Annotated in this window: 14 protein-coding genes, 2 pseudogenes and 1 riboswitch; of the genes and pseudogenes, 12 read left to right on the top strand and 4 right to left on the bottom strand. The window is 73.3% G+C overall.

Annotated elements, in window-relative coordinates:
* Window positions 1-386 precede the first annotated feature (386 nt).
* Window positions 387-4,016 (top strand): transcription-repair coupling factor, encoded by a 3,630-nt coding sequence (mfd, locus tag ACGF0D_RS10075; protein ID WP_392914591.1) that lies wholly within the window; start codon window positions 387-389, stop codon window positions 4,014-4,016.
* Between the two features lie 126 nt (window positions 4,017-4,142).
* On the opposite strand, the gene ACGF0D_RS10070 is transcribed toward mfd, so the two are convergent.
* Window positions 4,143-4,739 carry a DUF4352 domain-containing protein gene (locus ACGF0D_RS10070; protein WP_392873931.1) on the bottom strand — a complete coding sequence of 199 codons (597 nt, stop codon included), beginning with the start codon at window positions 4,737-4,739 and terminating at the stop codon, window positions 4,143-4,145.
* 200 nt (window positions 4,740-4,939) lie between these two features.
* Between ACGF0D_RS10070 and ACGF0D_RS10065 the strand changes: the two genes are divergently transcribed.
* The 4 genes from ACGF0D_RS10065 to ACGF0D_RS10050 all read left to right on the top strand — a co-directional run bounded on the left by ACGF0D_RS10065 (window position 4,940) and on the right by ACGF0D_RS10050 (window position 11,383).
* On the top strand, window positions 4,940-7,138 hold the full coding sequence (locus ACGF0D_RS10065; RefSeq protein WP_392914590.1) for an N-6 DNA methylase: 2,199 nt from the start codon (window positions 4,940-4,942) through the stop codon (window positions 7,136-7,138).
* Between the two features lie 180 nt (window positions 7,139-7,318).
* Entirely contained in the window at window positions 7,319-7,993 is a 675-nt protein-coding gene (locus ACGF0D_RS10060; RefSeq protein ID WP_392914589.1) for a hypothetical protein, read from the top strand.
* Entirely contained in the window at window positions 7,990-9,618 is a 1,629-nt protein-coding gene (locus ACGF0D_RS10055) for a protein kinase (RefSeq protein WP_392914588.1), read from the top strand. Before ACGF0D_RS10060 ends, ACGF0D_RS10055 begins: the two co-directional genes overlap by 4 nt.
* Before the next feature lie 736 nt (window positions 9,619-10,354).
* A complete protein-coding gene (locus ACGF0D_RS10050) occupies window positions 10,355-11,383 on the top strand; it encodes a MazG family protein (RefSeq protein WP_392914587.1) in 1,029 nt (342 codons plus the stop codon).
* 4 nt (window positions 11,384-11,387) lie between these two features.
* Here the strand turns inward: ACGF0D_RS10050 and ACGF0D_RS10045 are convergent, their stop codons facing one another.
* Window positions 11,388-11,810 (bottom strand): SDR family NAD(P)-dependent oxidoreductase, encoded by a 423-nt coding sequence (locus tag ACGF0D_RS10045; protein ID WP_392873917.1) that lies wholly within the window; start codon window positions 11,808-11,810, stop codon window positions 11,388-11,390.
* A 321-nt stretch (window positions 11,811-12,131) separates the two neighbouring features.
* Between ACGF0D_RS10045 and ACGF0D_RS10040 the strand changes: the two genes are divergently transcribed.
* The 7 genes and pseudogenes from ACGF0D_RS10040 to ACGF0D_RS10010 all read left to right on the top strand — a co-directional run bounded on the left by ACGF0D_RS10040 (window position 12,132) and on the right by ACGF0D_RS10010 (window position 20,472).
* A complete protein-coding gene (locus ACGF0D_RS10040) occupies window positions 12,132-13,484 on the top strand; it encodes a cytochrome P450 (protein ID WP_392914586.1) in 1,353 nt (450 codons plus the stop codon).
* Between the two features lie 220 nt (window positions 13,485-13,704).
* Window positions 13,705-13,871, top strand: a riboswitch (cyclic di-AMP (ydaO/yuaA leader).
* A gap of 5 nt (window positions 13,872-13,876) precedes the next feature.
* A complete protein-coding gene (locus tag ACGF0D_RS10035; RefSeq protein ID WP_392914585.1) occupies window positions 13,877-14,782 on the top strand; it encodes a transglycosylase family protein in 906 nt (301 codons plus the stop codon).
* Window positions 14,783-15,122: 340 nt separating this feature from the next.
* Window positions 15,123-16,409: a phosphopyruvate hydratase gene (gene eno, locus ACGF0D_RS10030; RefSeq protein ID WP_392873908.1), complete on the top strand. Its 1,287-nt coding sequence runs from the start codon at window positions 15,123-15,125 to the stop codon at window positions 16,407-16,409.
* A 148-nt stretch (window positions 16,410-16,557) separates the two neighbouring features.
* Window positions 16,558-17,079: a septum formation initiator family protein gene (locus tag ACGF0D_RS10025; protein ID WP_392873905.1), complete on the top strand. Its 522-nt coding sequence runs from the start codon at window positions 16,558-16,560 to the stop codon at window positions 17,077-17,079.
* A pseudogene (locus ACGF0D_RS10020) lies at window positions 17,051-17,590 on the top strand (DUF501 domain-containing protein); the annotation flags it as partial. The gene ACGF0D_RS10025 and the pseudogene ACGF0D_RS10020, both read left to right, overlap by 29 nt.
* A 143-nt stretch (window positions 17,591-17,733) precedes the next feature.
* On the top strand, window positions 17,734-18,675 hold the full coding sequence (locus tag ACGF0D_RS10015) for an exopolyphosphatase (RefSeq protein ID WP_392873902.1): 942 nt from the start codon (window positions 17,734-17,736) through the stop codon (window positions 18,673-18,675).
* A gap of 429 nt (window positions 18,676-19,104) precedes the next feature.
* Window positions 19,105-20,472 carry an NAD(P)/FAD-dependent oxidoreductase gene (locus ACGF0D_RS10010; protein ID WP_392873899.1) on the top strand — a complete coding sequence of 456 codons (1,368 nt, stop codon included), beginning with the start codon at window positions 19,105-19,107 and terminating at the stop codon, window positions 20,470-20,472.
* Between the two features lie 210 nt (window positions 20,473-20,682).
* Here ACGF0D_RS10010 and ACGF0D_RS10005 read toward each other — a convergent pair whose 3' ends face one another.
* Together ACGF0D_RS10005 and ACGF0D_RS10000 are read right to left on the bottom strand one after the other, a co-directional pair.
* On the bottom strand, window positions 20,683-23,241 hold the full coding sequence (locus ACGF0D_RS10005; RefSeq protein ID WP_392914584.1) for an ABC transporter permease: 2,559 nt from the start codon (window positions 23,239-23,241) through the stop codon (window positions 20,683-20,685).
* A 47-nt stretch (window positions 23,242-23,288) separates the two neighbouring features.
* Window positions 23,289-23,456, bottom strand: a pseudogene (locus ACGF0D_RS10000) (ABC transporter ATP-binding protein); the annotation flags it as partial.

Raw genomic sequence — 23,456 nt, 5'->3', positions numbered from 1 at the left:
ATGGTGCGCGATCTCCATGGACGGCCAGTGACAGGAGTATGTCCAGTTCGTGGCGGATAGCCGTGCTCGGTTCGGTGGTACTCCGGGTTGGTTCGTCCACCGGCCGGTCCGGTGTTCCGTCCAGTCGTTCGTTCCCGGACGTGCCCCTGACAAAAACAGCGGGGGGGGGGCTGCTGCCCGGTGCTCCGACTCCGGTCACGGCCCCGGTACGGCCCCGCGCCGATCCCGTTCCGGCCCCGCCGACGTCGTGGACCGCGTGCCTGTCCGTGCCGCGGCGTAGGCTGGAGACCCCCGGCCGCTCGGCGCGCCGGGCCGTTCGCGTTGCCCCGGCGGGCCTTCGACCGCCCCGGGGCGGCACCAGCCACGGGACGAAGAAGAGACCCCAGATGAGCCTGACCGGACTGCTCGATGTCGTCGCGCGGGACGCGGCGCTCGCCGAGGCGATCGAGGCGGCCACCGCCCCCGGAGCCGCGGCCGGCGGACGCCGCCACCTGGACCTGGTCGGGCCGCCCGCCGCCCGGCCGTTCGCCATCGCCGCGCTGGCCCGCGCGCTCGCCGGGCAGTCCACCGGGGAGCGGGGCCGCCCGGTGCTCGCCGTCACCGCGACCGGCCGTGAGGCCGAGGACCTCGCGGCCTCACTGCGCTCGCTGCTGCCCGCCGACGCCGTCGCCGAGTTCCCGGCCTGGGAGACGCTGCCGCACGAGCGGCTGTCGCCCCGCTCGGACACCGTCGGGCGCCGGCTGGCCGTACTGCGCCGGATCGTCCACCCGCGGGCCGACGACCCGGCGGCCGGGCCGGTGCAGGTGATCGTCGCCCCGGTCCGTTCGGTGCTCCAGCCGCAGGTCAAGGGGCTGGCCGAGCTGGAGCCGGTGGCCGTCCGGCGTGGTGGGTCGTACGACCTGGAGGAGGTGGCCCGCCGGCTCTCCGCCGCCGCCTACGCGCGCGTCGAACTGGTCGAGAAGCGCGGCGAGTTCGCCGTCCGCGGCGGCATCCTGGACGTCTTCCCGCCCACCGAGGAGCACCCGCTGCGGGTGGAGTTCTGGGGCGACGAGGTCGAGGAGGTCCGGTACTTCAAGGTCGCCGACCAGCGCTCGCTGGAGATCGCCGAGCACGGCCTGTGGGCGCCGCCCTGTCGCGAGCTGCTGCTCACCGACGAGGTGCGGGCCCGGGCCGCCGAGCTGTCCGCCGAGCACCCCGGGCTGGCCGAGATCCTGGACAAGATCGCCGAGGGCATCGCGGTCGAGGGCATGGAGTCGCTGGCGCCGGTGCTGGTCGACGACATGGAGCTGCTGCTGGACGTGCTGCCGCTCGGCTCCGTCACCGTGGTCTGCGACCCGGAGCGGGTCCGCACCCGGGCCGCCGACCTGGTCGCGACCAGCCAGGAGTTCCTGCACGCCTCCTGGGTCGCGGCCGCGGCCGGCGGGGACCGGCCGATCGACGTGGAGGCCATCGACGTCTCCGCCGCCTCGCTGCGCTCGCTCGCCGAGGTGCGCGAGCACGCCGACGAGATCGGGCTGCCCTGGTGGTCCGTCAGCCCGTTCGCGACGAGCCAGTCCTCCGTCGACGGCATCCTGGAGTTCGACGCCAACACGCTGACCCTCGGCATGCACGCCGTCGAGGCCTACCGGGGCGACACCGCCCGGGCGATCGCCGACGCCAAGGAGCGGCTGGCCGCCGACTGGCGGGTCGTCATGGTGACCGAGGGCCACGGCCCGGCCTCCCGGCTCGCCGAGGTGCTGGGCAACGAGGGCATCCCGGCCCGTCTGGTCGCCGACCTCACCGAGGCGCCCACCCGGGACGTCGTCCACGTCTCCTGCGGCTCGATCGAGCACGGCTTCGTGGACGAGAACCTCAAGCTCACGGTCATCACCGAGACCGACCTGTCCGGGCAGAAGTCCTCCACCAAGGACATGCGCCGGATGCCCTCGCGCCGCCGCAACGCGATCGACCCGCTGGCGCTGGTGGCCGGCGACTACGTCGTCCACGAGGCGCACGGCGTCGGCAAGTACGTCGAGATGGTGCAGCGCACCGTCCAGGGCGCCACCCGCGAGTACCTGGTGCTGGAGTACGCCCCGGCCAAGCGCGGCCACCCCGGCGACCGGCTGTTCGTGCCGACCGACCAGCTGGACCAGGTCACCAAGTACGTCGGTGGCGAGGCCCCGACGCTGCACCGGCTCGGCGGCGCGGACTGGGCGAAGACCAAGCAGCGGGCCAAGAAGGCCGTCAAGGAGATCGCCGCCGACCTGATCAAGCTGTACTCGGCACGGATGGCCGCCCCCGGCCACACCTTCGGCCCGGACACCCCGTGGCAGCGCGAGCTGGAGGACGCCTTCCCGTACGCGGAGACGCCGGACCAGCTGACCACCATCGCCGAGGTCAAGTCGGACATGGAGAAGTCCGTCCCGATGGACCGGCTGATCTGCGGCGACGTCGGCTACGGCAAGACCGAGATCGCGGTGCGGGCCGCCTTCAAGGCCGTGCAGGACGGCAAGCAGGTGGCCGTCCTGGTGCCGACCACGCTGCTGGTGCAGCAGCACTTCTCGACCTTCGCCGAGCGCTACGCCAACTTCCCGGTGACGGTGAAGGCGCTGTCCCGCTTCCAGACCGACACCGAGGCCAAGGCCGTGCTGGAGGGGCTGTTCGAGGGCTCGGTGGACGTCGTGATCGGCACCCACCGGCTGTTCTCCTCCGAGACCAGGTTCAAGGACCTCGGCCTGGTCATCGTCGACGAGGAGCAGCGGTTCGGCGTCGAGCACAAGGAGCAGCTGAAGAAGCTGCGCGCCAACGTGGACGTGCTCACCATGTCCGCGACGCCGATCCCGCGCACCCTGGAGATGGCCGTCACCGGCATCCGCGAGATGTCCACCATCACCACCCCGCCGGAGGAGCGGCACCCGGTGCTGACCTTCGTCGGACCGTACGACGAGAAGCAGATCTCGGCCGCGATCCGGCGTGAACTCCTGCGCGAGGGCCAGGTGTTCTACATCCACAACCGGGTGGAGTCGATCGACAAGGCGGCCGCCCGGCTGAAGGACCTGGTGCCCGAGGCGCGGATCGCCACCGCGCACGGGCAGATGGGGGAGACCCAGCTGGAGAAGGTCGTCGTCGACTTCTGGGAGAAGGAGTTCGACGTCCTGGTGTCGACCACGATTGTGGAGTCCGGCATCGACATCTCCAACGCCAACACCCTGATCGTGGAACGCGGCGACACCTTCGGCCTCTCCCAGCTGCACCAGCTGCGCGGCCGGGTCGGGCGAGGGCGCGAGCGCGGCTACGCGTACATGCTGTACCCGCCGGAGAAGCCGCTCACCGAGACCGCGCACGAGCGGCTGGCCACCATCGCCCAGCACACCGAGATGGGCGCCGGCATGTACGTCGCGATGAAGGACCTGGAGATCCGCGGCGCGGGCAACCTGCTCGGCGGCGAGCAGTCCGGGCACATCGCGGGCGTCGGCTTCGACCTCTACATGCGGATGGTCGGCGAGGCGGTGGCGGAGTTCCGCGAGTCGCTGGCGGGCGGCGGGGAGCCGGAGGAGGAGCCGCTCGAGGTGAAGATCGAGCTGCCCGTCGACGCCCACGTGCCGCACGACTACGCGCCCGGCGAGCGGCTGCGGCTGCAGGCGTACCGCTCGATCGCCGCCGTCAACTCGGAGGAGGACATCCAGCAGGTCCGGGACGAGCTGGTGGACCGCTACGGCAAGCTGCCCGAGCCGGTGGAGAACCTGCTGCTGGTCGCGGCGCTGCGGCTGTACGCCCGGCGGTGCGGGATCGCGGACATCACCCTCCAGGGCTCCAACGTCCGCTTCGGGCCGGTGGAGCTGCGGGAGTCCCAGCAGCTGCGGCTGAACCGGCTCTACCCGCGCAGCCAGGTGAAGGCGGCGGCCCAGCAGCTGCTGGTGCCGCGCCCGAGCACCGGGCGGATCGGCGGCAAGCCGCTGGTCGGGCGGGAACTGCTGGGCTGGTGCAGCGAGTTCCTGTCGGCCATGTTCGACGACCTGGCGGGGGCGAAGAAGTAGCGTCTGCCGCTCGGCGGTTCCCGGCCGGTTCACGGCCGGCCCCCGCCGGGTTCACAGCCGGATCGCGGCGGTCTCGGGTTTCGGCCCGGGGCCGCCGTTCCGTACGTACGGGGGTGCGGCGGGAGGTCAGCCGAGCTTCCACTGGCCGGCCTGGTTGGAGAAGCCGTTGTCCAGGGCGAACTGGACCTTGTCGAGCTTGGTGCCGTCCGGGACCTCGAAGGTGACGAAGCCCTTGCCCGTCTCGCCGGGAGCGATGTTGGTGGGGGTCTGGAAGGCGGGGCCGGCCTTGGTCTCCTCGAGGTTCGGGCCGTACGCCTGGCCCTGGGCGTCCACGACCTTGGCGCTGCTGGCGGGGACCTCGCCGTACGCCTGGGCACCGGTGGCCTTGATCTGGAACTGCACCGCGACGTAGTGCTTGCCCTCGGCCGGCTTGAGGTACTCGCTGGCGCTCTCGGCCGGGTCGACCACCTTCACCGCGGTGACGTCGGCGGTGTTGCCCTTGTCCATGCCCTTGAGCGCGATGGTGTCGCCGAGCTTGGCGGGGGCCTTGGCGCTGTCGGCGGCCTTGGTGCCGGCGCCGGCGGCCGCGGTCGGCTTCGCCTCGGTCGAGACGGAGGCGCCACCGGTCGAGTCGCAGGCGGTCGCGGTGAGGGTGACCAGCGCGGCGCCCAGCAGCAGGGCGGCGGTGCGGCGGGTGGTGACGCGGCGGGCGGTGGCGGACATGGCTGTTCTCCCGGTGGTCGGTGGTCTTCCTGGTGTCGCCCCCGTCCGGTGGCGACGGAGAGATCACACCACTGGAGCGTGAACCATGTCAACGGGATTTCACAAAAGATCTCTGTTCACACGTGAACGGAGACGGAGATCCGCATCGCTATGCTGTGCGGTCACACCCCCTGCCCGCCCGCGCCACCGAAGGAGCCCCCGTGCCGGACCGTCCCGAAGTGACCGCCGCCGAGATCGCCCGGCTCGCCGGCGTCGGCCGGGCCGCGGTCAGCAACTGGCGCCGCCGCCACCCCGACTTCCCCCGCCCGGTCGGCGGCACCGACGCCAGCCCGGCCTTCGCGCTCGCCGAGGTCGAGTCCTGGCTGCGCGCCCAGGGCAAGATCGCCGAACTCCCGCTGCTGGAGCGGGTCTGGCAGCTCGTCGACACCCTCCGCGACCCGGCCGGCCACCCCGCCGCCCCGCTGGTCGAGGCGGGCGCCCTGCTCCTGCTGCTGCACCGCGAGCCCGGACAGTGGGCCGAGCTCGCCGACCGGCCGGACACCCGGCTCGCCCTCGCGCTGCCCCGGGCCGTCGCAGGCGCCGCCGTGCACGCCTTCGGCCCCGACGGCGCCCGCACCCTCGGCCTCCCGGGCCTGCTCGGCAGCACCCAGCTGGACCTCGCCCGGCTGCTCGCCGAACTCGCCGCCCAGGCCGGCCCGGTCGGCGCGTACGAGCAGCTGCTCACCCGGTACGCCGAGGCCAACACCCGGCAGCTCAGCCCCACCCCGCCGGAGGCCGCCGAACTGCTCGCCGCCGTCGCCGGGGTCCCCGCCACCGTGCTCGACCCGGCCGTCGGTCTCGGCTCCGTCCTGCTCGCCCACCCGCCGACCACCGGCCGCTACGGCCAGGACGCCGACCCGGTCACCGCCGCCCTCGCCCGGCTCCGGATCGCCCTGCACACCCCCGCCGACGAGCCCGGCCCGCTCCCGCTCGACCTGCGGGCCGGCGACGCCCTGCGCGCCGACGGCTTCCCCGGCGACACCTTCGAGGCCGTGCTCTGCCAGCCCCCGTACAACGAACGCGACTGGGGCCACGACGAGCTGCAGTTCGACACCCGCTGGCCCGGCGGGCTCGTCCCGCCGCGCGGCGAGTCCGAACTGGCCTGGGTGCTGCACTGCCTCGCCCACACCCGCCCCGGCGGCCTCGCCGCGCTGCTGCTCCCGCCGACCGTCGCCGCCCGCCGGGCCGGCCGCCGGATCCGGGCCGAACTGCTCCGCTCCGGCGCGCTGCGCGCCGTCATCGCGCTGCCCGCCGGCGCCGCCCCGCCGTACGGCGTCCCGCTGCACCTGTGGGTGCTGCGCGCTCCCCGGCCGGGGAGCGACTTCCGCCAGGTGCTGATGCTCGACGCCGGGGCGGCACCCACCGCCGCGGTCGGGACCGCCGGGGCGCCGGCCGCCGAGGGGGGCCGGGACAGGGTCGACTGGCCCGAGCTGCGCCGCACCGTCCTGGACGCCTGGCGCGGCTTCGACCTCGCCGCGCGCGAGGGCCTGCCGGTCCCCGCCGACCGACCCGGCGTCCACCGGGCCGTGGCCGCCATCGACCTGCTCGACGACGAGACCGACCTCTCCCCGGCCCGGCACGTCCCGCCGGCCGCACCGCTCGGCGGCGCGGCCGAACTCTCCCACCTCGGCGGCCGGCTGGCCGAACTGCTGGCCGGCCTGCCCGACCCGACCACGCTGCTGCCGCGGCCGGGCACCGCGCCCGACGGGGCGTCCGGCGCCGCTCCCGCAGGGCTGGTCACCATCGGCGAACTGGTCCGCGGCGGCGCGCTGGAGGTGTACTCCTCCGGCACCGCCACCGGCATCGGCACCGCCACCCGGCCGGCCGGCTCGGGAGCGGGCGGCTCGGGGTCGGCCGGGTCGGGGTCGGGCGGCACCCCCGTCGTCACCGACCAGGACCTCGCCACCGGTGCCGCGCCCAGCGCCGTCCTGACCGCCGTCCCCGGCCCGGCCGGGGACGTCCGCACCCGCCCCGGCGACGTCCTGGTCCCCGCCCTCGGCGGCGGCACCGCCCGGGTCGTCCCCGCCGAGGGCCCGCTGGTCGGCGCCGCCCTCGGCCGCCAACTCCACCTCCTGCGGCCCGATCCGGCCGCCCTCGACCCCGAGTTCCTGGCCGGCCAGTTCCGCTCCACCGCCGGCACCCGGCGCGCCGCCAGCCACGCCACCACCACCGCCCGCCTCGACATCCGCCGGGTCGAACTGCCCCGCCTCCCGCTCCCCGCGCAGCAGCGCCTCGGCGCCGCCTTCGCCCGCCTCGCCGCCTTCGACACCACCCTCGCCCAAGCCGCCGCGCTCGGCCGCGGCCTCGCCCAGGCCGCCACCGACGCCCTGGCGACCGGCACGCTGCTGCCGCCGGACTGAGGGCGGTCCACGGCGGGCGCCGCGGAGGTGACCCCGGCTCAGTAGCGGCGTGGTACCGGCGCGGTACCGATGCGGCAGCGGGCGGACGGAAGCCCTCCGGAGCGACCGGGCCGGGCGGTACGGTGGGCGCAGCCGTCCGCACCGCCCTCGGTGCCGGTCCTCACCAGCTCAGGAGCGCGCATGTCAGGGCACCATCCCGGGCAGTTCGGACCGCCGCCCGGCGGCACGCCGTACGGGCCGGGGCAGGGGCCGCTTCCCGCGCCGGCGCCGGTGGCCGGGCAGGCGCCGATTCCGGGGCGGTTCGGGGTGCTCGCGCGCGTCCTGTGCGCGCTGGCCCCGCTGCTCACCTTCGGCCTGCTCGGGGCCGTCCCCTCGCTGCTGCTGGCGGTCCGGCGCCGGCGGGCGTACGACATCGCCGGTGCGGCGGTGTTCTGCGCGCTGCTGCTCGCCATGGTCGTCTCCGCCGGGGTCGCGGGCAGCCTGAAGAACCCCACCGCCGACACCACCGGCCAGATCACACTGGCCGTCCTGTGGCTCCTGCCGACGGCGCACTTCCTGGTGATGGACAGCCGCGCGGTCTGGCTGGCCGGGCCGCCCGCGCCGCAGGCCGTGCCGTACGCCGTGCCGCAGGCCGTTTCGCCGTACGCGGCGACCGTGCCCGGGTACGGGGTGCCCGCGCCGGCGGCCCCCGGCCCCTCGGTCGCGCCCCGCTCGGTGCAGGCCCCCTCCGTGCAGGCCCCCTCGGTGCAGGCTCCCGCGGTGCAGGCTCCCGCGGTGCAGGCCCCCGAGACCGCCCACGACCTGCGCGAGCTGGGCGAGTTGCTGCGCCGCCAGGCCCGCGAGGACCGGCCGTGACCGCCACCCGGCTGATCGCCGGCCGCTACCGGCTCACCGAGAAGATCGGCCACGGCGGCATGGGCCAGGTCTGGGCCGGCCAGGACGAACGGCTGCTCCGCCCGGTCGCGGTCAAGCTGCTCCGCCCCGAGCACCTGCTCCCCGGCGGGACCGGCACCGGCGGCGAACGGGCCGGCCACGGCGACGAGTTGCGCCGCCGCTTCCTGCGCGAGTGCCGGGTCACCGCCGCACTCGACCACCCCGGGCTGGTCACCGTCTTCGACGCGGGCGAGGACGAGGGCGAGCTCTACCTCGTCATGCAGCGCATCCCCGGGGTCAGCCTGGCCGACCTCATCGCCGAGGACGCGCCCTTCCCGATCGAGCGCGCCGCGGCCGTCGCCGCGCAGCTGTGCGCCGCGCTGGCCGCCGTCCACGCCATCCCGGTGGTCCACCGCGACCTCAAGCCGAGCAACGTCATGGTCCGCGAGGACGGCCGCACCGTCCTGCTCGACCTCGGCATCGCCACCGCCCTCGACACCGAGACCACCCGGCTCACCCTCACCGGCGTGCCCGTCGGCAGCCCCTCCTACATGGCCCCCGAACAGGCCCTCGCCGCCACCACCGACCCGCGCAGCGACCTCTACGCGCTCGGCTGCCTGCTGCACGAGATGCTCGCCGGCGAGGAGCCGTTCCGGGCCCCCACCGCGCTCGGCGTCCTGCGCCGGCACGTCGACGAACCACCCGTCCCGCTACGGCAGTTGCGCCCCGAGGTGCCGCAGCCGTTGGAACAACTGGTGCTCGACCTGCTCGCCAAGCAGCCCGCCGACCGCCCCGCCGACGCCTGGACCGTCTACACGCGGCTGCTCCCGCTGCTGCCCCCGGCCGACGGCACCCCGCAGCCCCGCCACACCCCGCTGCCGGACCCGGCCCGCCCCTTCCGGTACCCGCACCAGCCACAGCCGCCGGCCGCGGCGGCCACCCCGGCGCCGACCGTCCGCTCCGAGCCGCGGCCCTTCCTCATGCCGCCCGCCCCGCCGACACCGCCCCCCGCCCCCGCGGGCCCGGACCTCGGCGCCGAATGCGCCCGGCTCTCCGACCTGGTCGACGCCGGCCGCCACACCGAGGTGCTCGGCCTCGCCGCCCGCCTGCTGCCCCGGGCCGAGGCCGAACTCGGCGACGCCACGCCCCTGGTGCGCACCATCCGCACCATCTACGCCCGCACCCTCCTGCACGAGGGCCACCCCCAGCAGGCCCTCCCCGAATACCGCCGCCTCGCCGCCACCGCCGACGGCGGCCCGCACGGCCCCCAGGGCCTCGACCACCGCTACCGCGCCGCGATCTGCCTCGACCGGCTCGGCCACGGACCCGAAGCCCTCGCCGAGTACCAGGCCCTCCTCACCGCCCACACCGCCCGCCTCGAATCCGGCCTCGACACCGACCCCGAGCGCAGCTACGACCTCCGCGAACGCATCGGCCTCCACCTCGCCGCCACCGGAGACCCCCAGAACGCCTGGCAGTGGCTGCTCCCCCTCCTCCTCGACCGCGAACGCCGCGACGGCCCCCACCACCCCACCGTCCGCCGCCTCCGCCAGTCCCTCTCCACCCTCACCCCCACCTCCACCCCCTGGCCCCCGACACCCCGCTGACCCACCCCGCCGCCCCGGAACCTCCGGCACGGGTGCCCCCGGCGTGGTGGTGTGGCCTTCCGCGTCGCCCTCCGGGACGTTGGCCCCCGCGCCCCTTCCGGCTGGCACGACGTGTGCGTGCCGGTTCGGAGCCTTCGGCACGGGCACACCGTGCCGGCCTCGGGACGTTGGCCCCGCGCCTCTTCTGATCACCATCAACAGCTCCAGCCCCCTGGGGCCTCCACGCATCCCGGGACGCTGCCACCTGCCGGCCCGTTCGCCGAACGCCGTGCCACAGCCGCTCTCCACCGCCCCGACGGAGGGCGTCGCCATCTCGGATCAGGAAGTCGGCCGGGTCGACTTTTCGTGCGGGTGGCTTGTGGAGGAGCGGGACGGCGTCTGGGAGCGGGAGGTCGGCGGGCTCGACTTCCTGTGTGGGCGGGGGTCTGGCTGAGGCGTTGGCCTGGGGCGGGGTGGGTGCCGGATCAGGAAGTCGGCCGGGCCGACTTTTCGTGCGGGTGGCTTGTGGAGGAGCGGGGTGGCGCCTGGGAGTGGGAAGTCGGCGGGCTCGACTTCCTGTGCGGGCGCGGGTCTGGTCGAGGCGTTGGCCCGGGGCGGAGTGGAGTGGGAAGTCGGCCGGGCCGACTTCTCGTGTCGCGGCGGGACTGGCCGGGCGGGAGCGAGGGCGTGGGAAGTCGGCGGGTTCGGCGTTCTGCGCTGGTGGGGGCGTGGCTGGGGGCGGAGGTAGGTTCGGGGTGTGACGACGAATGTTCCGGGCGCGAAGTTGATCCTGCTGACCACCACCCACCGGGTGGCTCCCGGGCTGCTGGCGTGGCCGGCGTGGGAGGCGTTGCGGTCGGCGGGGCGGGTGTTGGTGGGGGACGAGGGGCATCCGCAGGTGGCGGCGGTGCGGCAGGCCGGGGTGGGCGTGGAGGTCGTGCCGGCCGGGTCGGCGCCCGCGTTGGCGCGGCTGCTGACCGGGCAGCCGGCCGGGGGCGGGCCGACGGTGTGGCTGGGCGGCCCGGACGGGGACCCGGGGCTGACCGACGCGTTGGCGCGGCTCGCGGTGGAGCGGGCCGGCGAGGTGCCCGAGATCGAGGTGCTGCCCGGCTCGTACGACCTGCCGGGGTCGCGGCTGCTGGACCTGGTGACGGTGATGGACCGGCTGCGCTCCCCGGGCGGTTGCCCCTGGGACGCCGAGCAGACGCACGAGACCCTGGTGAAGTACCTGGTCGAGGAGGCGTACGAGCTGGTCGAGGCGATCGAGGACGGGGAGCGGCAGACGCTGCGCGAGGAGCTGGGCGACGTCCTGTTCCAGGTGTTCTTCCACTCCCGGATCGCCGAGGAGCACCCGACCGACCCGTTCACCGTCGACGACGTGGCCGGGGACATCGTCGAGAAGCTGATGTACCGGCACCCGCACGTGTTCGGGAACGTCGAGGTCGAGGGCGCCACCGAGGCGGAGGCGAACTGGGAGCAGCTGAAGGCGGCGGAGAAGGCGGACCGCGAGTCGGTGCTGGACGGCGTGCCGTCCGGGCTGCCCGCGCTGGCGTACGCGGCGAAGCTGGTGTCCCGGGTGCGCCGGTCCGGGTTCACCGGGATGCCGGACGAGCCGTACGAGCTGCCCGCCGAGCTGACCGCCGACTCGGCGGGCCGGCTGCTGCTCGCGGTGGTGCAGCGGGCCCATGACGCGGGGGTGGACGTGGACGCGGCGCTGCGGTCGGCCGCGCGCGGTTACCGGGACGGGGTGCGCGCGGCGGAGGGTCTCGAGCCGGACGGGGAGTAGGAGCTCAGGCCGCCGTGGCGGTGTGCTCCGGGCGCCGCTGCGGCGGGACGAGTTCGCCGATGGCCTCGCCGACGAGGAGGACGAGTTCGGCGAGCCGCTCCAGGTCGAGGTGGTCGGGCAGGTCGGCCAGCGAGATGATCCGCTCGCCGCCCGGGCCGGCGACGGCGAACAGGTCGATCGGCCCGAGGTGCTTCTCGGCGGTGTCGACGAGGGCGGCGACGTCGCTGGGGCGGCGGATGTCGCCGCAGACGCCGACGACGGGGCAGCCCGGCCGGTCGAGTTCGGTGGCGAGGTCCTCGGCGACGCCGACGTACTGGTCGGCGATCAGCATTCCGGCGGCGCCGGCCGCGGAGAACCGGCGGGCGAGGCCCGCGCCCGACCCGCCGTCGAGGACCGCGATGACGACGACTGACCCGCTGACCCGCATGGCCTGCTCCTCCCTGTGGGCGACACCGCACCGGCGCCCACGCGTACTGCGGAGGATCGTAGGCACGTCCTGACCCTCCGCAACAGGGATTACCCCTCAGGTGACCAGGCTCACGCCCGCCCCGCGGCCAAGAGTCGGCCAAGAGCTGTCCACGGACCGTCCACGACCCGTCCACGGACGGTCAACGGCCCGGCCACGGCCTGTCCATGAGCCGGCCGTGAGCCGGCCGTGACCCGGTCATGACCCCGCCGCGGAGCGCCGCCCGACGGGCGCGGCCCGCCGGAGGGCGGGTGCGCCGGTCGCACCGGATACGGTCGGTCCATGCCAGCTCAGCCCGACCCCGCCCGGCCCGCCGCCGCGTCCTCCGATGCCCCCGCCCCGCAGCTGTTCACCTGGGAGTTCGCCTCCGACCCGTACCCCGCCTACGCCTGGCTGCGCGAGCACGCCCCGGTGCACCGCACCACCCTGCCGAGCGGGGTGGAGGCCTGGCTGGTGACCAGGTACGCCGACGCCCGGCAGGCGCTCGCGGACAGCCGGCTGTCGAAGAACCCGGCGCACCACAGCGAGCAGGCGCACCGCACCGGCCGGGTGGGCATCCCGGGGGAGCGGCAGGCGGACCTGATGACCCACCTGCTGAACATCGACCCGCCGGACCACACCCGGCTGCGCCGCCTGGTGTCGAAGGCGTTCACGCCGCGCCGGGTGGCCGAGTTCGAGCCGCGGGTGCAGCAGCTCACCGACCGGCTGATCGACGGCTTCGCGCAGCGCGGCTCGGCGGACCTGATCCACGAGTTCGCCTTCCCGCTCCCCATCTACGCGATCTGCGACATGCTCGGGGTGCCGGCCGAGGACCAGGACGACTTCCGCGACTGGGCCGGGATGATGCTGCGACACACGAAGCCGGGGCAAGGCGGCGGCCAGCGCGGCGGCGTGGGGCGGGCGGTGAAGCGGATGCGGGCGTACCTGCTGGAGCTGATCCACCGCAAGCGCGCGGACCTCGGGGACGACCTGATCTCCGGTCTGATCCGGGCCAGTGACCACGGTGAGCACCTGACGGAGAACGAGGCCGCGGCGATGGCCTTCATCCTCCTGTTCGCGGGCTTCGAGACGACCGTGAACCTGATCGGCAACGGCACGTACGCGCTGCTGCGCAACCCGGAGCAGCGCCGGCTGCTGCAGGAGTCGGTGGCGCGCGGGGAGAGCGCGCTGCTGGAGACCGGGATCGAGGAACTCCTGCGCTACGACGGGCCGGTGGAGCTGGCGACCTGGCGGTTCGCGACCCGTCCGCTGACCATCGGCGGGGTGGACATCCCGGTCGGCGACCCGGTGCTGGTGGTGCTGGCCGCGGCGGACCGCGACCCGGCCCGGTTCGCCGCCGAGAACACCCTGGACCTGGCCCGTGCGGACAATCCCCACCTGGGCTTCGGGCACGGCATCCACTACTGCATCGGCGCTCCGCTCGCCCGGTTGGAGGGGCGTGCGGCGCTGGCCTCGCTGCTTTCCCGGCTGCCCGATCTGCGGCTCGCGGAAAGCCCGGACGCCCTGCGCTGGCGCGGTGGCCTGATCATGCGTGGGCTGCGCGAACTACCGGTGGAATTCAGTCCGGAGGGCCGCTCTCCGCATACCCCTCCGTACACCCCTTCGCAGGCCTCTCAAACGCCTCCGACCTGCTGAGATCACGCTGACTGGACGTCGCCGATCGCCCGCCGACGGGGGTGTGAACACCCATCAATCCGGACATAACACCGCCGTTGGTAGGCGATCGAACACGGGCCGTAATTGTCGTGTGATGTCGACGATATGAGCTTGTGATTGTCCTGATGATCTGTCTACTCTCCCTGGAGTTCGCAGCTGCGGACCTCGTGCGCGGAACGCCGAATCCTGCCCGCCGCGCCCGGGAAACCGACCAGACCCTGGGCAGGGGCGGGGGAACCAGGTTTGTTGCCGTCTCCCACGGCTTGGGGTGAAGCCGCCCGAGCGGAATCGTTTCCGCGCACGGCGGCCGGGCCACCTCCCGGTCCGAACCCGACAGCTCACCTCGCAGGCGTGCGGAGAGGGACCTCTTCATGCTGTTCGTTGGAACTGGCCGTCACCGTCGTCGCACCCAGGCCGAGAAGGCCATCGCCGTCGCCGGTGTGGCCGGCGTCGGACTCGCGATGCCGCTCCTCACCGCCACCGGCGCCTCCGCCGCCCCGGCCTCCACCTGGGACGCCGTCGCCCAGTGCGAGAGCGGCGGCAACTGGGGCATCAACACCGGCAACGGCTTCTACGGCGGCCTCCAGTTCACCTCCAGCACCTGGAAGGCGTACGGCGGCACCGCCTACGCGTCGCAGGCCAACCAGGCCAGCAAGGCCCAGCAGATCTCGGTCGCCGAGAAGGTGCTGGCCTCGCAGGGGCCGGGCGCCTGGCCGGTCTGCTCCCAGAAGGCGGGTCTGGCCAAGGGCGGCGCCGCGGCCGTGGTCGACACCTCCTCGGACGCCAAGCCGCAGTCCGCCCCCAAGCAGCAGACCCCGAAGCCCGCCGCCAAGCCGGCCGAGAAGCCGGCCGCGCAGCAGCCCGCCGCCCAGAAGCCGGTCCAGAAGCCCGCCGCGCAGCCGGTCCAGCAGGCCGCCCCGCAGCAGCAGGCGCAGCCGCAGACCCCGGGCTTCTCCGGCAAGGCCGGCTGGGACGCCGACGCCAAGGTGTTCTGGTACCAGAACAACGGCGCCTGGTACTGGACCAGCCACCAGAGCGTCTACCAGCAGTACGCCGGCCAGGCCGCCGCCCAGCCGCAGTACGCTCTGCTCGCCGCCCAGCAGGCCCCGCAGGCCGCCGGCCACGACTACACCGTCCGCGCCGGGGACACCCTGTCGACCATCGCCGCCGCCCAGGGCGTGTCCGGCGGCTGGCACGCGCTGTACGACCAGAACCACGCCACCGTCGGCGGCGACCCGAACCTGATCATGCCCGGCCAGGTGCTGCACCTCGGCTGAGCCGTCGCACCGGCCGTCACCTGACGCCGTCGTCACCCCGGCCGTCACCCGACGCCGTCGTCACCCCCGTCGTGACCCGACGCCGGTGTCGCTCCGCCCGCCGTCCGAAGGGGACCGGTCCTACCGGTCCCCTTCGTCCGCATTCGCCCGCTCCGGTGGGACAAGCTGGGACAAGCAGGTGAACTACCGGTGGGTAGTGGGGCCACACGCTGAGACGGGACCGAGGCGGACGTGGCCCCGGGAGCCCGGGCGGTTAGGCTCTGGTCGTAACGACTCCGCAATCGTCCTGCTGACAGCACCCACCGTCAGACCGGACCCTGCTTCCGCAAGGAGATGCCTCGTGCCGTCCATCGATGTCGTCGTAGCCCGTGAGATCCTCGACTCGCGCGGCAACCCCACGGTCGAGGTCGAGGTCGGCCTCGACGACGGCAGCACGGGTCGTGCCGCCGTCCCGTCGGGTGCCTCCACCGGTGCCTTCGAGGCGCTGGAGCTGCGCGACGGCGACAAGAACCGCTACTTCGGCAAGGGCGTCGAGAAGGCCGTCCTGGCCGTCATCGAGCAGATCGGCCCGGAGCTGGTCGGCTACGACGCCACCGAGCAGCGCCTGATCGACCAGGCCATGCTGGACCTGGACGCCACCCCGGACAAGTCCTCGCTCGGCGCCAACGCCATCCTGGGCGTCTCGCTGGCCGTCGCGCACGCCGCCTCCGAGGCCAGCGACCTGCCGCTGTTCCGCTACCTGGGCGGCCCGAACGCGCACGTCCTGCCCGTCCCGATGATGAACATCCTCAACGGTGGGTCGCACGCCGACTCCAACGTCGACATCCAGGAGTTCATGATCGCCCCGATCGGCGCGGAGTCCTTCTCCGAGGCCGTCCGCTGGGGCGTCGAGGTCTACCACACGCTCAAGGGCGTGCTGAAGGAGCGCGGCCTGTCCACCGGTCTGGGCGACGAGGGCGGCTTCGCCCCGAACCTGGACTCCAACCGCGAGGCCCTGGACCTCATCGTCGAGGCCATCCAGAAGGCCGGCTACGTGCCCGGCCGTGACGTCGCGCTGGCCCTGGACGTCGCCTCCTCCGAGTTCTACGAGGACGGCGCCTACCACTTCGAGGGCAAGGAGCTCACCGCCGCCGAGCTCATCGAGTACTACGCCGAGCTGGTCGCCGCCTACCCGCTGGTCTCCATCGAGGACCCGCTGGACGAGTCGGACTGGGACGGCTGGAAGGCCATGACCGAGAAGCTGGGCGACAAGGTCCAGCTGGTCGGCGACGACCTGTTCGTCACCAACCCGGCCCGCCTGGCCCGCGGCATCGAGACCGGCACCGCCAACGCGCTGCTGGTGAAGGTGAACCAGATCGGTTCGCTGACCGAGACCCTGGACGCCGTCGAGCTGGCCCAGCGCAACGGCTACCGCTGCATGATGTCGCACCGCTCCGGCGAGACCGAGGACGTCACCATCGCCGACCTGGCCGTCGCCACCAACTGCGGCCAGATCAAGACCGGTGCCCCGGCCCGCTCCGAGCGCGTCGCCAAGTACAACCAGCTGCTGCGCATCGAGGAGATCCTCGACGACGCCGCCGAGTACGCCGGCCGCGGCGCCTTCCCGCGCTTCCGCTCCGCCGAGTGACCAGCGGATCGGTACGGCGAGCCCGGGGCTGAGCGCTCCGGGCACGGGGGCCGAGTGCTCCCGGTAGCGCACGCCTGACCGGTGCCCCGCCGTTCACCCCGTAGGGTGGACGGCGGGGCACCGTCGCGACCAGGAGGGGATACGGGAGATGGCTGGCTGGAGGATCCCGGGCTTGGCGGCCCGGCCCCGGTTCACGAGCCGGGCGACCGTCCTCGTCCTGGTGCTCTGCTCCCTGGTGGCGATCCTCGCCTACCCGACGCGGCAGTTCATCTCCCAGCGCGCCGAGATCTCCGCCCAGCGGGCGAAGGCCGACCACGCGCGCCAGCAGGTCGAGCAGCTGCGCCGGGAGCGGGCCCGCTGGCAGGACCCGGAGTACGTCAAGGCGCAGGCCCGCGCCCGGCTGCACTACGCGGTGCCGGGGGAGACCCCGTACATCGCGGTGGACCCGGCCGGCCAGGGTTCCGCCCAGCCCTCCTCGTCCGCGGCCGGTGCGGCGTCCGCCCGGAACGCGGCCCCCGGAAGCGCCACCGGCCAGGCGATGGCCGCCAAACCCTGGTACGCCAGCATCTGGGACTCGGTGGACGCCGCCGACACCGCCGCGGCGGCCCCCGCCACCCCCCTTCCCCTCCCACCGTCCCCCGTTGGAGACACCTCCCCCCATGACCACTGAGAACCACCCCACCGTCTCCGACGCCGACGTCGCGGCCATCGCCGCCCAGCTCGGCCGGGTGCCGCGCGGCCTGCGCGGCGTGGCGCACCGCTGCCCCTGCGGCAACCCCGACGTCGTGGAGACGGCCCCCCGTCTGCCGGACGGCACGCCGTTCCCGACGCTCTACTACCTGACCTGCCCCAAGGCCGCCTCGCTGATCGGCACCCTGGAGGCGGAGGGCGTGATGAAGGACCAGAGCGCCCGGCTCGCCGAGGACCCGGAGCTGGCCGCCGCCTACCAGAAGGCGCACGAGGACTACATCGCCCGGCGTGACGCGATCGAGGTGCTGGAGGGCTTCCCGAGCGCCGGCGGCATGCCGGACCGGGTGAAGTGCCTGCACGTGCTGGTCGGCCACTCGCTGGCGGCCGGCGAGGGCGTCAACCCGCTCGGCGACGAGGCGATCGGCATGCTGGAGGACTGGTGGGCCAAGGGCCCGTGCGTCTCCCCGGCCGAGGTCGAGGCCGCCGGTGAGCGGGTCGCCCGCAACCGCGCCAAGGGGCAGGACCACGACGCGGTGATCGCCGCCAAGCAGCAGCTGACCGCCGAGCGCGCCGCGAAGAAGCGCGCCGCCGAGGAGGCCGCCGCCGGCGACGCCGCGGCGGAGCAGGAGTCCGAGTGAGCACGACCCGCGTCGCCGCGATCGACTGCGGCACCAACTCGATCCGCCTGCTGGTCGCCGACCTCGACCCGGACACCGGGGAGATCACCGACCTCGACCGCCGGATGATCGTCAACCGGCTGGGTCAGGGCGTGGACCAGACCGGCCGGCTGCACCCGGACGCGCTGGCCCGCACCTTCGCGGCCTGCCGGGAGTACCAGGAGATCATCTCCGGCTTCGGCGTCGGCCCCGAGCGGGTCCGCTTCGTCGCCACCAGCGCCTCCCGGGACGCCGAGAACAGCGACGAGTACGTCAAGGGCGTGCGCGACATCCTGGGCGTCGAGCCCGAGGTGGTGAGCGGCGAGGAGGAGGCGCACCTCTCCTTCGTGGGCGCCACCAAGGAGCTGACCGGCGGTCAGTTCCCCGGCCCGTACCTGGTCTTCGACCTCGGCGGCGGTTCCACCGAGTTCGTGCTCGGCACGGACGACGTGCAGGCCGCGCGCTCGGTGAACATCGGCTGCGTGCGGCTCACCGAGCGGTACTTCGGGGATGCCGAGCTGCCCTCCGAGGAGCAGGTCGAGGCGGCCCGGGCGCACGTGCGCGCCGAGCTGGACCGGGCCGAGGAGGTCGTCCCGCTGACCGGCGCGGGCACCCTGGTGGGCCTGGCCGGGACGGTCACCACGGTGTCCGCGATCGCCCAGGGCCTGCCCGGCTACGACTCGGCGGCGATCCACCACTCCCGGATCAGCCGGGAGCGGGTCGCCGGGATCGCCCGGGAGCTGCTGGCCGCCACCCACGCCGAGCGCGCGGCCATCCCGTCGATGCACCCGGGCCGGGTGGACGTGATCGCGGCCGGGGCGCTGGAGCTGCTGGAGATCATGGAGCGCACCGGCGCCGCCGAGGTGGTCGTGAGCGAGCACGACATCCTCGACGGGATCGCCTTCGGTATCGCCTCCTGACCCCGTGCGGGGCCTACCCGTCACGGCCCCGGCACCCCGAAAGGGGGGCCGGGGCCCTGGCGCGCCCGCACGCGGGTGGGAAAGTTCGTGAATTTCTTCACATGGCGATCGGGCCATTCGTCGCACCGGCCCGCCCGCTACGTCCGATATGTGGGACCGAAGGCCCGTCGGGCGGGTGGCCCATGGGATCGCAGGTCAGGCCTCGTTTGAGGTTTGAAAATCGAAATCACGCGCGGGAACCCGGGCGTTGTGCGGATCGTTGCTGCTCAGGCCGGTGGTGCTCCGGCGAACGTTCGCGCGGGGCCGTCCGGGGGTGGGGGCCGCCGCGCCGGACCCGGTTTTGCGGCCGCGCAGTGTAGCACGGGGGGTCCGTCAACTTGTGACCGGGCTCACGAAGGCTGCTCCGGACGGTGCTGGATACTTTCGGATATGAGCACCACGGAGCGTCCTCGCATCCTCATTGTCGGCGGTGGTTACGTCGGCCTGTATGCCGCGATGCGCATCCTCAAGAAGATGCGTTACGGCGAAGCGACCGTCACGGTCGTCGACCCGCGGTCGTACATGACGTACCTGCCCTTCCTCCCCGAGGCGGCCGGCGGCAGTGTCGCGCCGCGCAACCTCATCGCGCCGCTGCGCAGCACCCTCAAGAAGGCGGAGGTGCTGACCGGGTCCGTCACCGGCATCGACCACGCCCGCAAGGTCGCCACGATCCAGCCCGCGGCCGGCGACAGCTACGAGCTGCCGTTCGAGTACCTGGTCGTCGCGACCGGCTCGGTCTCCCGCACCTTCCCGATCCCGGGTCTGGCGGAGAACGGCCTCGGCATGAAGACGGTCGAGGAGGCCATCGGCCTCCGCAACCACGTCATGGCCCAGCTCGACAAGGCCGAGTCCACCACGGACGAGGAGATCCGCCGCAAGGCGCTGACCTTCGTGGTGATCGGTGGCGGCTTCGCCGGTATCGAGACGGTCGCCGAGGTCGAGGACATGGCCCGCGACGCGGCCAAGCTGTACAAGACCGTCAGCCGCGACGACATGCGCTTCGTCGTGGTCGAGGCGGCCAACCGCATCCTCCCCGAGATGGGCCCGGACCTCGGTCTGTGGACCAAGGAGAAGCTCGAGGAGCGCAACATCGAGGTCTACATCGAGACCTCGATGGACTCCTGCGTCGACGGCCACGTCATGCTGAAGAACGGCATGGAGATGGACGCCTCCACCATCGTGTGGACGGCCGGCGTGAAGCCGAACCCGGTGCTGGCCAACTTCGGCCTGCCGCTGGGCCCGCGCGGCCACGTCGACACCGCGCCGACCCTGCAGGTCCAGGGCTTCGACTACGTCTGGTCCGCCGGCGACAACGCCCAGGTGCCGGACCTCGCCGCGGGCGAGGGCGCCTGGTGCCCGCCGAACGCGCAGCACGCCAGCCGCCAGGCCATCGTCCTCGGCGACAACGTGATCTCCGGCATGCGCGGCTTCCCGCAGAAGGAGTACAAGCACAAGAACCTGGGTGCGGTCGCCGGTCTCGGCCTGCACAAGGGCGTGGCGATCCTCTTCGGCAAGTACAAGCTGAAGGGCCGTCCGGCCTGGTGGTTCCACCGCCTGTACCACGGCGCGATGGTGCCGACCTTCAACCGCAAGGTGCGCGTCTTCACCGACTGGACGCTCGCGATGTTCCTCAAGCGCGAGATGGTCGGCCTCGCCCAGATGGAGAAGCCGCAGCTGCCGATCCAGGAGGTCACTCCGCCCACCAAGCCCGTCGAGGCCGCCAAGCCGGCCGCCGACAAGGAACTCGCCAGCAAGTAAGCGACTGAGACCCCGGTGTGGGAGCACCGGGGTATGAGTCGGAGGCCCTCCGCCCGGCAGCGTTGCCGGACCACGACCTCCGTGGTGCTCAGCCGGCCGTGCGACCGGGCGGAGTACAGAAGTAGAAGGTCCCCTGCCGAAACCCTCGGGCAGGGGACCTTTCTCGTTCCGGGGCCGGCCGACCGGGAGCGGTCGGCCGGCCCCGGTCGGTCAGTCGGTCTTGATGCTCTCCAGGATGTCCAGCTTGGACGCCCGGCGGGCCGGCCAGATCGCGGCCACCAGGCCGACCACCCCGGCCAGCGCCAGGAACATCGCCAGCTGGCCGTACGGCAGGACCGTGGTCAGACCGGAGAGGGTGGACTTCAGGGTGCCGTTGACCGCCCAGGCGATGAAGCAGCCGAGCAGCAGGCCGATGCCGGCGCCGAACAGCGAGATCACCACGGACTCCAGACGGACCATCCGCTTGATGCCGCTGCGGTCCAGGCCGATCGCCCGCAGCATCCCGATCTCGCGCTTGCGCTCGAAGACCGACATGGCCAGCGTGTTGACCACGCCCAGGATTGCGATCAGGACCGCCATCCCCAGCAGGCCGTACATCAGGTTCAGCGCGAAGGTGATGGTCTGGCTGAACTCGTCCCGGACGTCCTGCTTGGACTTCACCTCGATCACCGGGTTGGCGCCGGTGGCGTCCTTGAGGGCCTGCTTGAGGCTGTCGGTGGCGCCGTCCTTGCCCTTGACCAGGACCTCGGAGATGTACGGCTTCGGCTCGTGCTTGGCGACCTCGCTGTTGGCCAGCAGCGTGCGGCCGAGCACGCCGGCGTTCTCGTACACGCCGCCGATGGTGAGCTGCCCGGTGGACTCGTCCGGGAAGGTCACGTTCACGACCGAGCCGGTGGTGGCGTTCAGCTTCTTGGCCGTGTCCTCGCTGACCAGCAGCTGCCCCTTGGCGAGGTTGGCGGTGGAGCCGGCGGTCAGCTTGACGTCGGTGAGCTGGTCGAGGTTGGCCGCGTCCACGCCGTTGATCACCGCGCCGGTGCCGTTGAGGTCCCAGTAGGAGGTCGTCAGCGCCGAGGAGGCGGCCACTCCGGGCGCCTTGGCGATCTGCGCGGGCACCTGCTCGGACAGGCTCATGTTGTTGGCGGCCCCGATGATGTAGTCGGCCTTCATCGCGCTGGTGACGGCCCGGTCGACGGTGTCGTTGACCGAGGCGCCGATCACGGTGAGCCCGGTGACCAGGGTCAGGCCGATGGTCAGCGCGGCGGCGGTGGCCGCGGTGCGGCGCGGGTTGCGCACCGCGTTCTGCTGGGCGAGCTTGCCCGGGGTGCCGCCGAGACCGCGCAGCAGCGGGCCGACCAGCGCGACCACCGGACGGGAGAGCAGCGGCAGCAGGACGAACACGCCGATCAGGGCCAGGAAGGCGCCGGCGCCGACCGGCAGCCGGCCGCTGTCGTTGCCGGTGGAGGCGCCGAAGCCGATCAGGGCGAGGCCGCCGCCGGCGAGCACCGAGCCGATCGTGTTGCGGACCACCAGGCTCTTCTGGGAGACCGGCTGGTCGCCGCTGCTCATCGCGGCCACCGGGGCGATCCGGGAGGCGCGCATGGCGGGCAGCAGGGCCGACAGGACCGTCACCAGGACGCCGACCACGATCGTCACCACGACGGTGAGCGGCTTGATCACCAGCGAGCCGTTCGGCATGTTCTCGTTCAGCGAGCCGATCAGCGACTGCATCCCGGCGCCGATCCCGACGCCGGCCAGCAGGCCGGCCGCGGCGGAGGCGGTGCCGATCAGCAGGGCCTCGATCAGCACGGACCGGGTGACCTGCTTGCGGCTGGCGCCGATGGCGCGCAGCAGGGCCAGCTCCTTGGTGCGCTGGGCGACCAGCATGGTGAAGGTGTTGGCGATGATGAAGATGCCGACGAAGAGCGAGATGAAGGCGAAGACCAGGAGCATGGTGCGCATGCTGCTGGTGGCCTCGGTGATCATCTTCTGCTCGTCGGCGTTGAGCTTGGCGCCGGTCTCGACGTCGAACTGGTGGCCGGACGGCACCTTGGGCTGGGCCTCGGCGAGCAGCGCGTCCTGGCTGGTGCCGGGCTTGGCGGTGAGCACGACGCTGCTGTAGCGGCCCGGCTCCAGCAGGGTCTGCTGGGCGGTGGCCTTGTCGAACAGGGTGAGCGTGCCGCCGGTGTTCACCACCGGGTCGTCGGTGGTGAAGACGCCGGTGAGCTTCGCCTCGACGACCGGGCCGTTGGCGGCGACCCGGACGGTGTCGCCGACCCTGTAGCCCGCCTTGTCGGCGGTCCTGCGGTCGAGCGCGACCTCCTTGGCGGTCTTCGGGCCCTGGCCCTCGACCATCGGGTAGCGCGGGTCCTTGCCGTCCTGGCCGGGGGCGAAGTTGGCGCCCTTGGCGGCCCAGACCTGGCCGATCAGGTTGCCCTTCCTGTCGGCCACGCCGGTGAAGCCGCTGACCACGCCGCGGGCGTTGGCGGTGCCCGGCAGGGCGGCCAGCTGCTGGACGGTGGCGTCGGTGAGGGTGGCCGAGCCGCCCTCACTCTTCTGCCGGGCGGAGGCGTGGGAGCCCGCCGCGCGGTCCACCACCTGGACCGAGACGTCCGAGTAGCTCTTGGAGTTGCTGTCCCGCATGGCCTTGCCGAAGGTGTCGGAGAAGACCATGGTGCCGGCCACGAAGGCGGTGCCGAGCATGACGGCCAGCGCCGTCATCAGCAGTCGGCCCTTGTGGGCCAGCACGTTGCGCAGTGCGGTGCGATACATGGGGTGTCCTGGGAAGAATCGGTGAGCGGGCTACGGCTGCGGGTGTGTCAGCTGGTGCGGCCCTTGGCGTCGAAGCGGCGCATGCGGTCCAGGACGGTGTCGGCGGTGGGGTGGTGGAGCTCGTCGACGATGCGGCCGTCGGCCAGGAAGACGACGCGGTCGGCGTAGGAGGCGGCGACGGGGTCGTGGGTGACCATGACGACGGTCTGGCCGAG

This window comes from Kitasatospora sp. NPDC048298, from assembly GCF_043201465.1.
Classification (GTDB): domain Bacteria; phylum Actinomycetota; class Actinomycetes; order Streptomycetales; family Streptomycetaceae; genus Kitasatospora.
Note: the sequence above shows the minus strand (reverse complement) of the source record. Positions and strands in the feature narration are given on the sequence as shown.

Bases quoted from the DNA above. Each gene is read 5' to 3' on its own strand.
- mfd (WP_392914591.1), top strand. From the start codon at position 387: ATGAGCCTGACCGGACTGCTCGATGTCGTCGCGCGGGACGCGGCGCTC.
- ACGF0D_RS10070 (WP_392873931.1), bottom strand. From the start codon at position 4,739: ATGTCCGCCACCGCCCGCCGCGTCACCACCCGCCGCACCGCCGCCCTG.
- ACGF0D_RS10060 (WP_392914589.1), top strand. From the start codon at position 7,319: ATGTCAGGGCACCATCCCGGGCAGTTCGGACCGCCGCCCGGCGGCACG.
- ACGF0D_RS10045 (WP_392873917.1), bottom strand. From the start codon at position 11,810: ATGCGGGTCAGCGGGTCAGTCGTCGTCATCGCGGTCCTCGACGGCGGG.
- ACGF0D_RS10040 (WP_392914586.1), top strand. From the start codon at position 12,132: ATGCCAGCTCAGCCCGACCCCGCCCGGCCCGCCGCCGCGTCCTCCGAT.
- ACGF0D_RS10035 (WP_392914585.1), top strand. From the start codon at position 13,877: ATGCTGTTCGTTGGAACTGGCCGTCACCGTCGTCGCACCCAGGCCGAG.
- ACGF0D_RS10025 (WP_392873905.1), top strand. From the start codon at position 16,558: ATGGCTGGCTGGAGGATCCCGGGCTTGGCGGCCCGGCCCCGGTTCACG.
- ACGF0D_RS10010 (WP_392873899.1), top strand. From the start codon at position 19,105: ATGAGCACCACGGAGCGTCCTCGCATCCTCATTGTCGGCGGTGGTTAC.
- ACGF0D_RS10005 (WP_392914584.1), bottom strand. From the start codon at position 23,241: ATGTATCGCACCGCACTGCGCAACGTGCTGGCCCACAAGGGCCGACTG.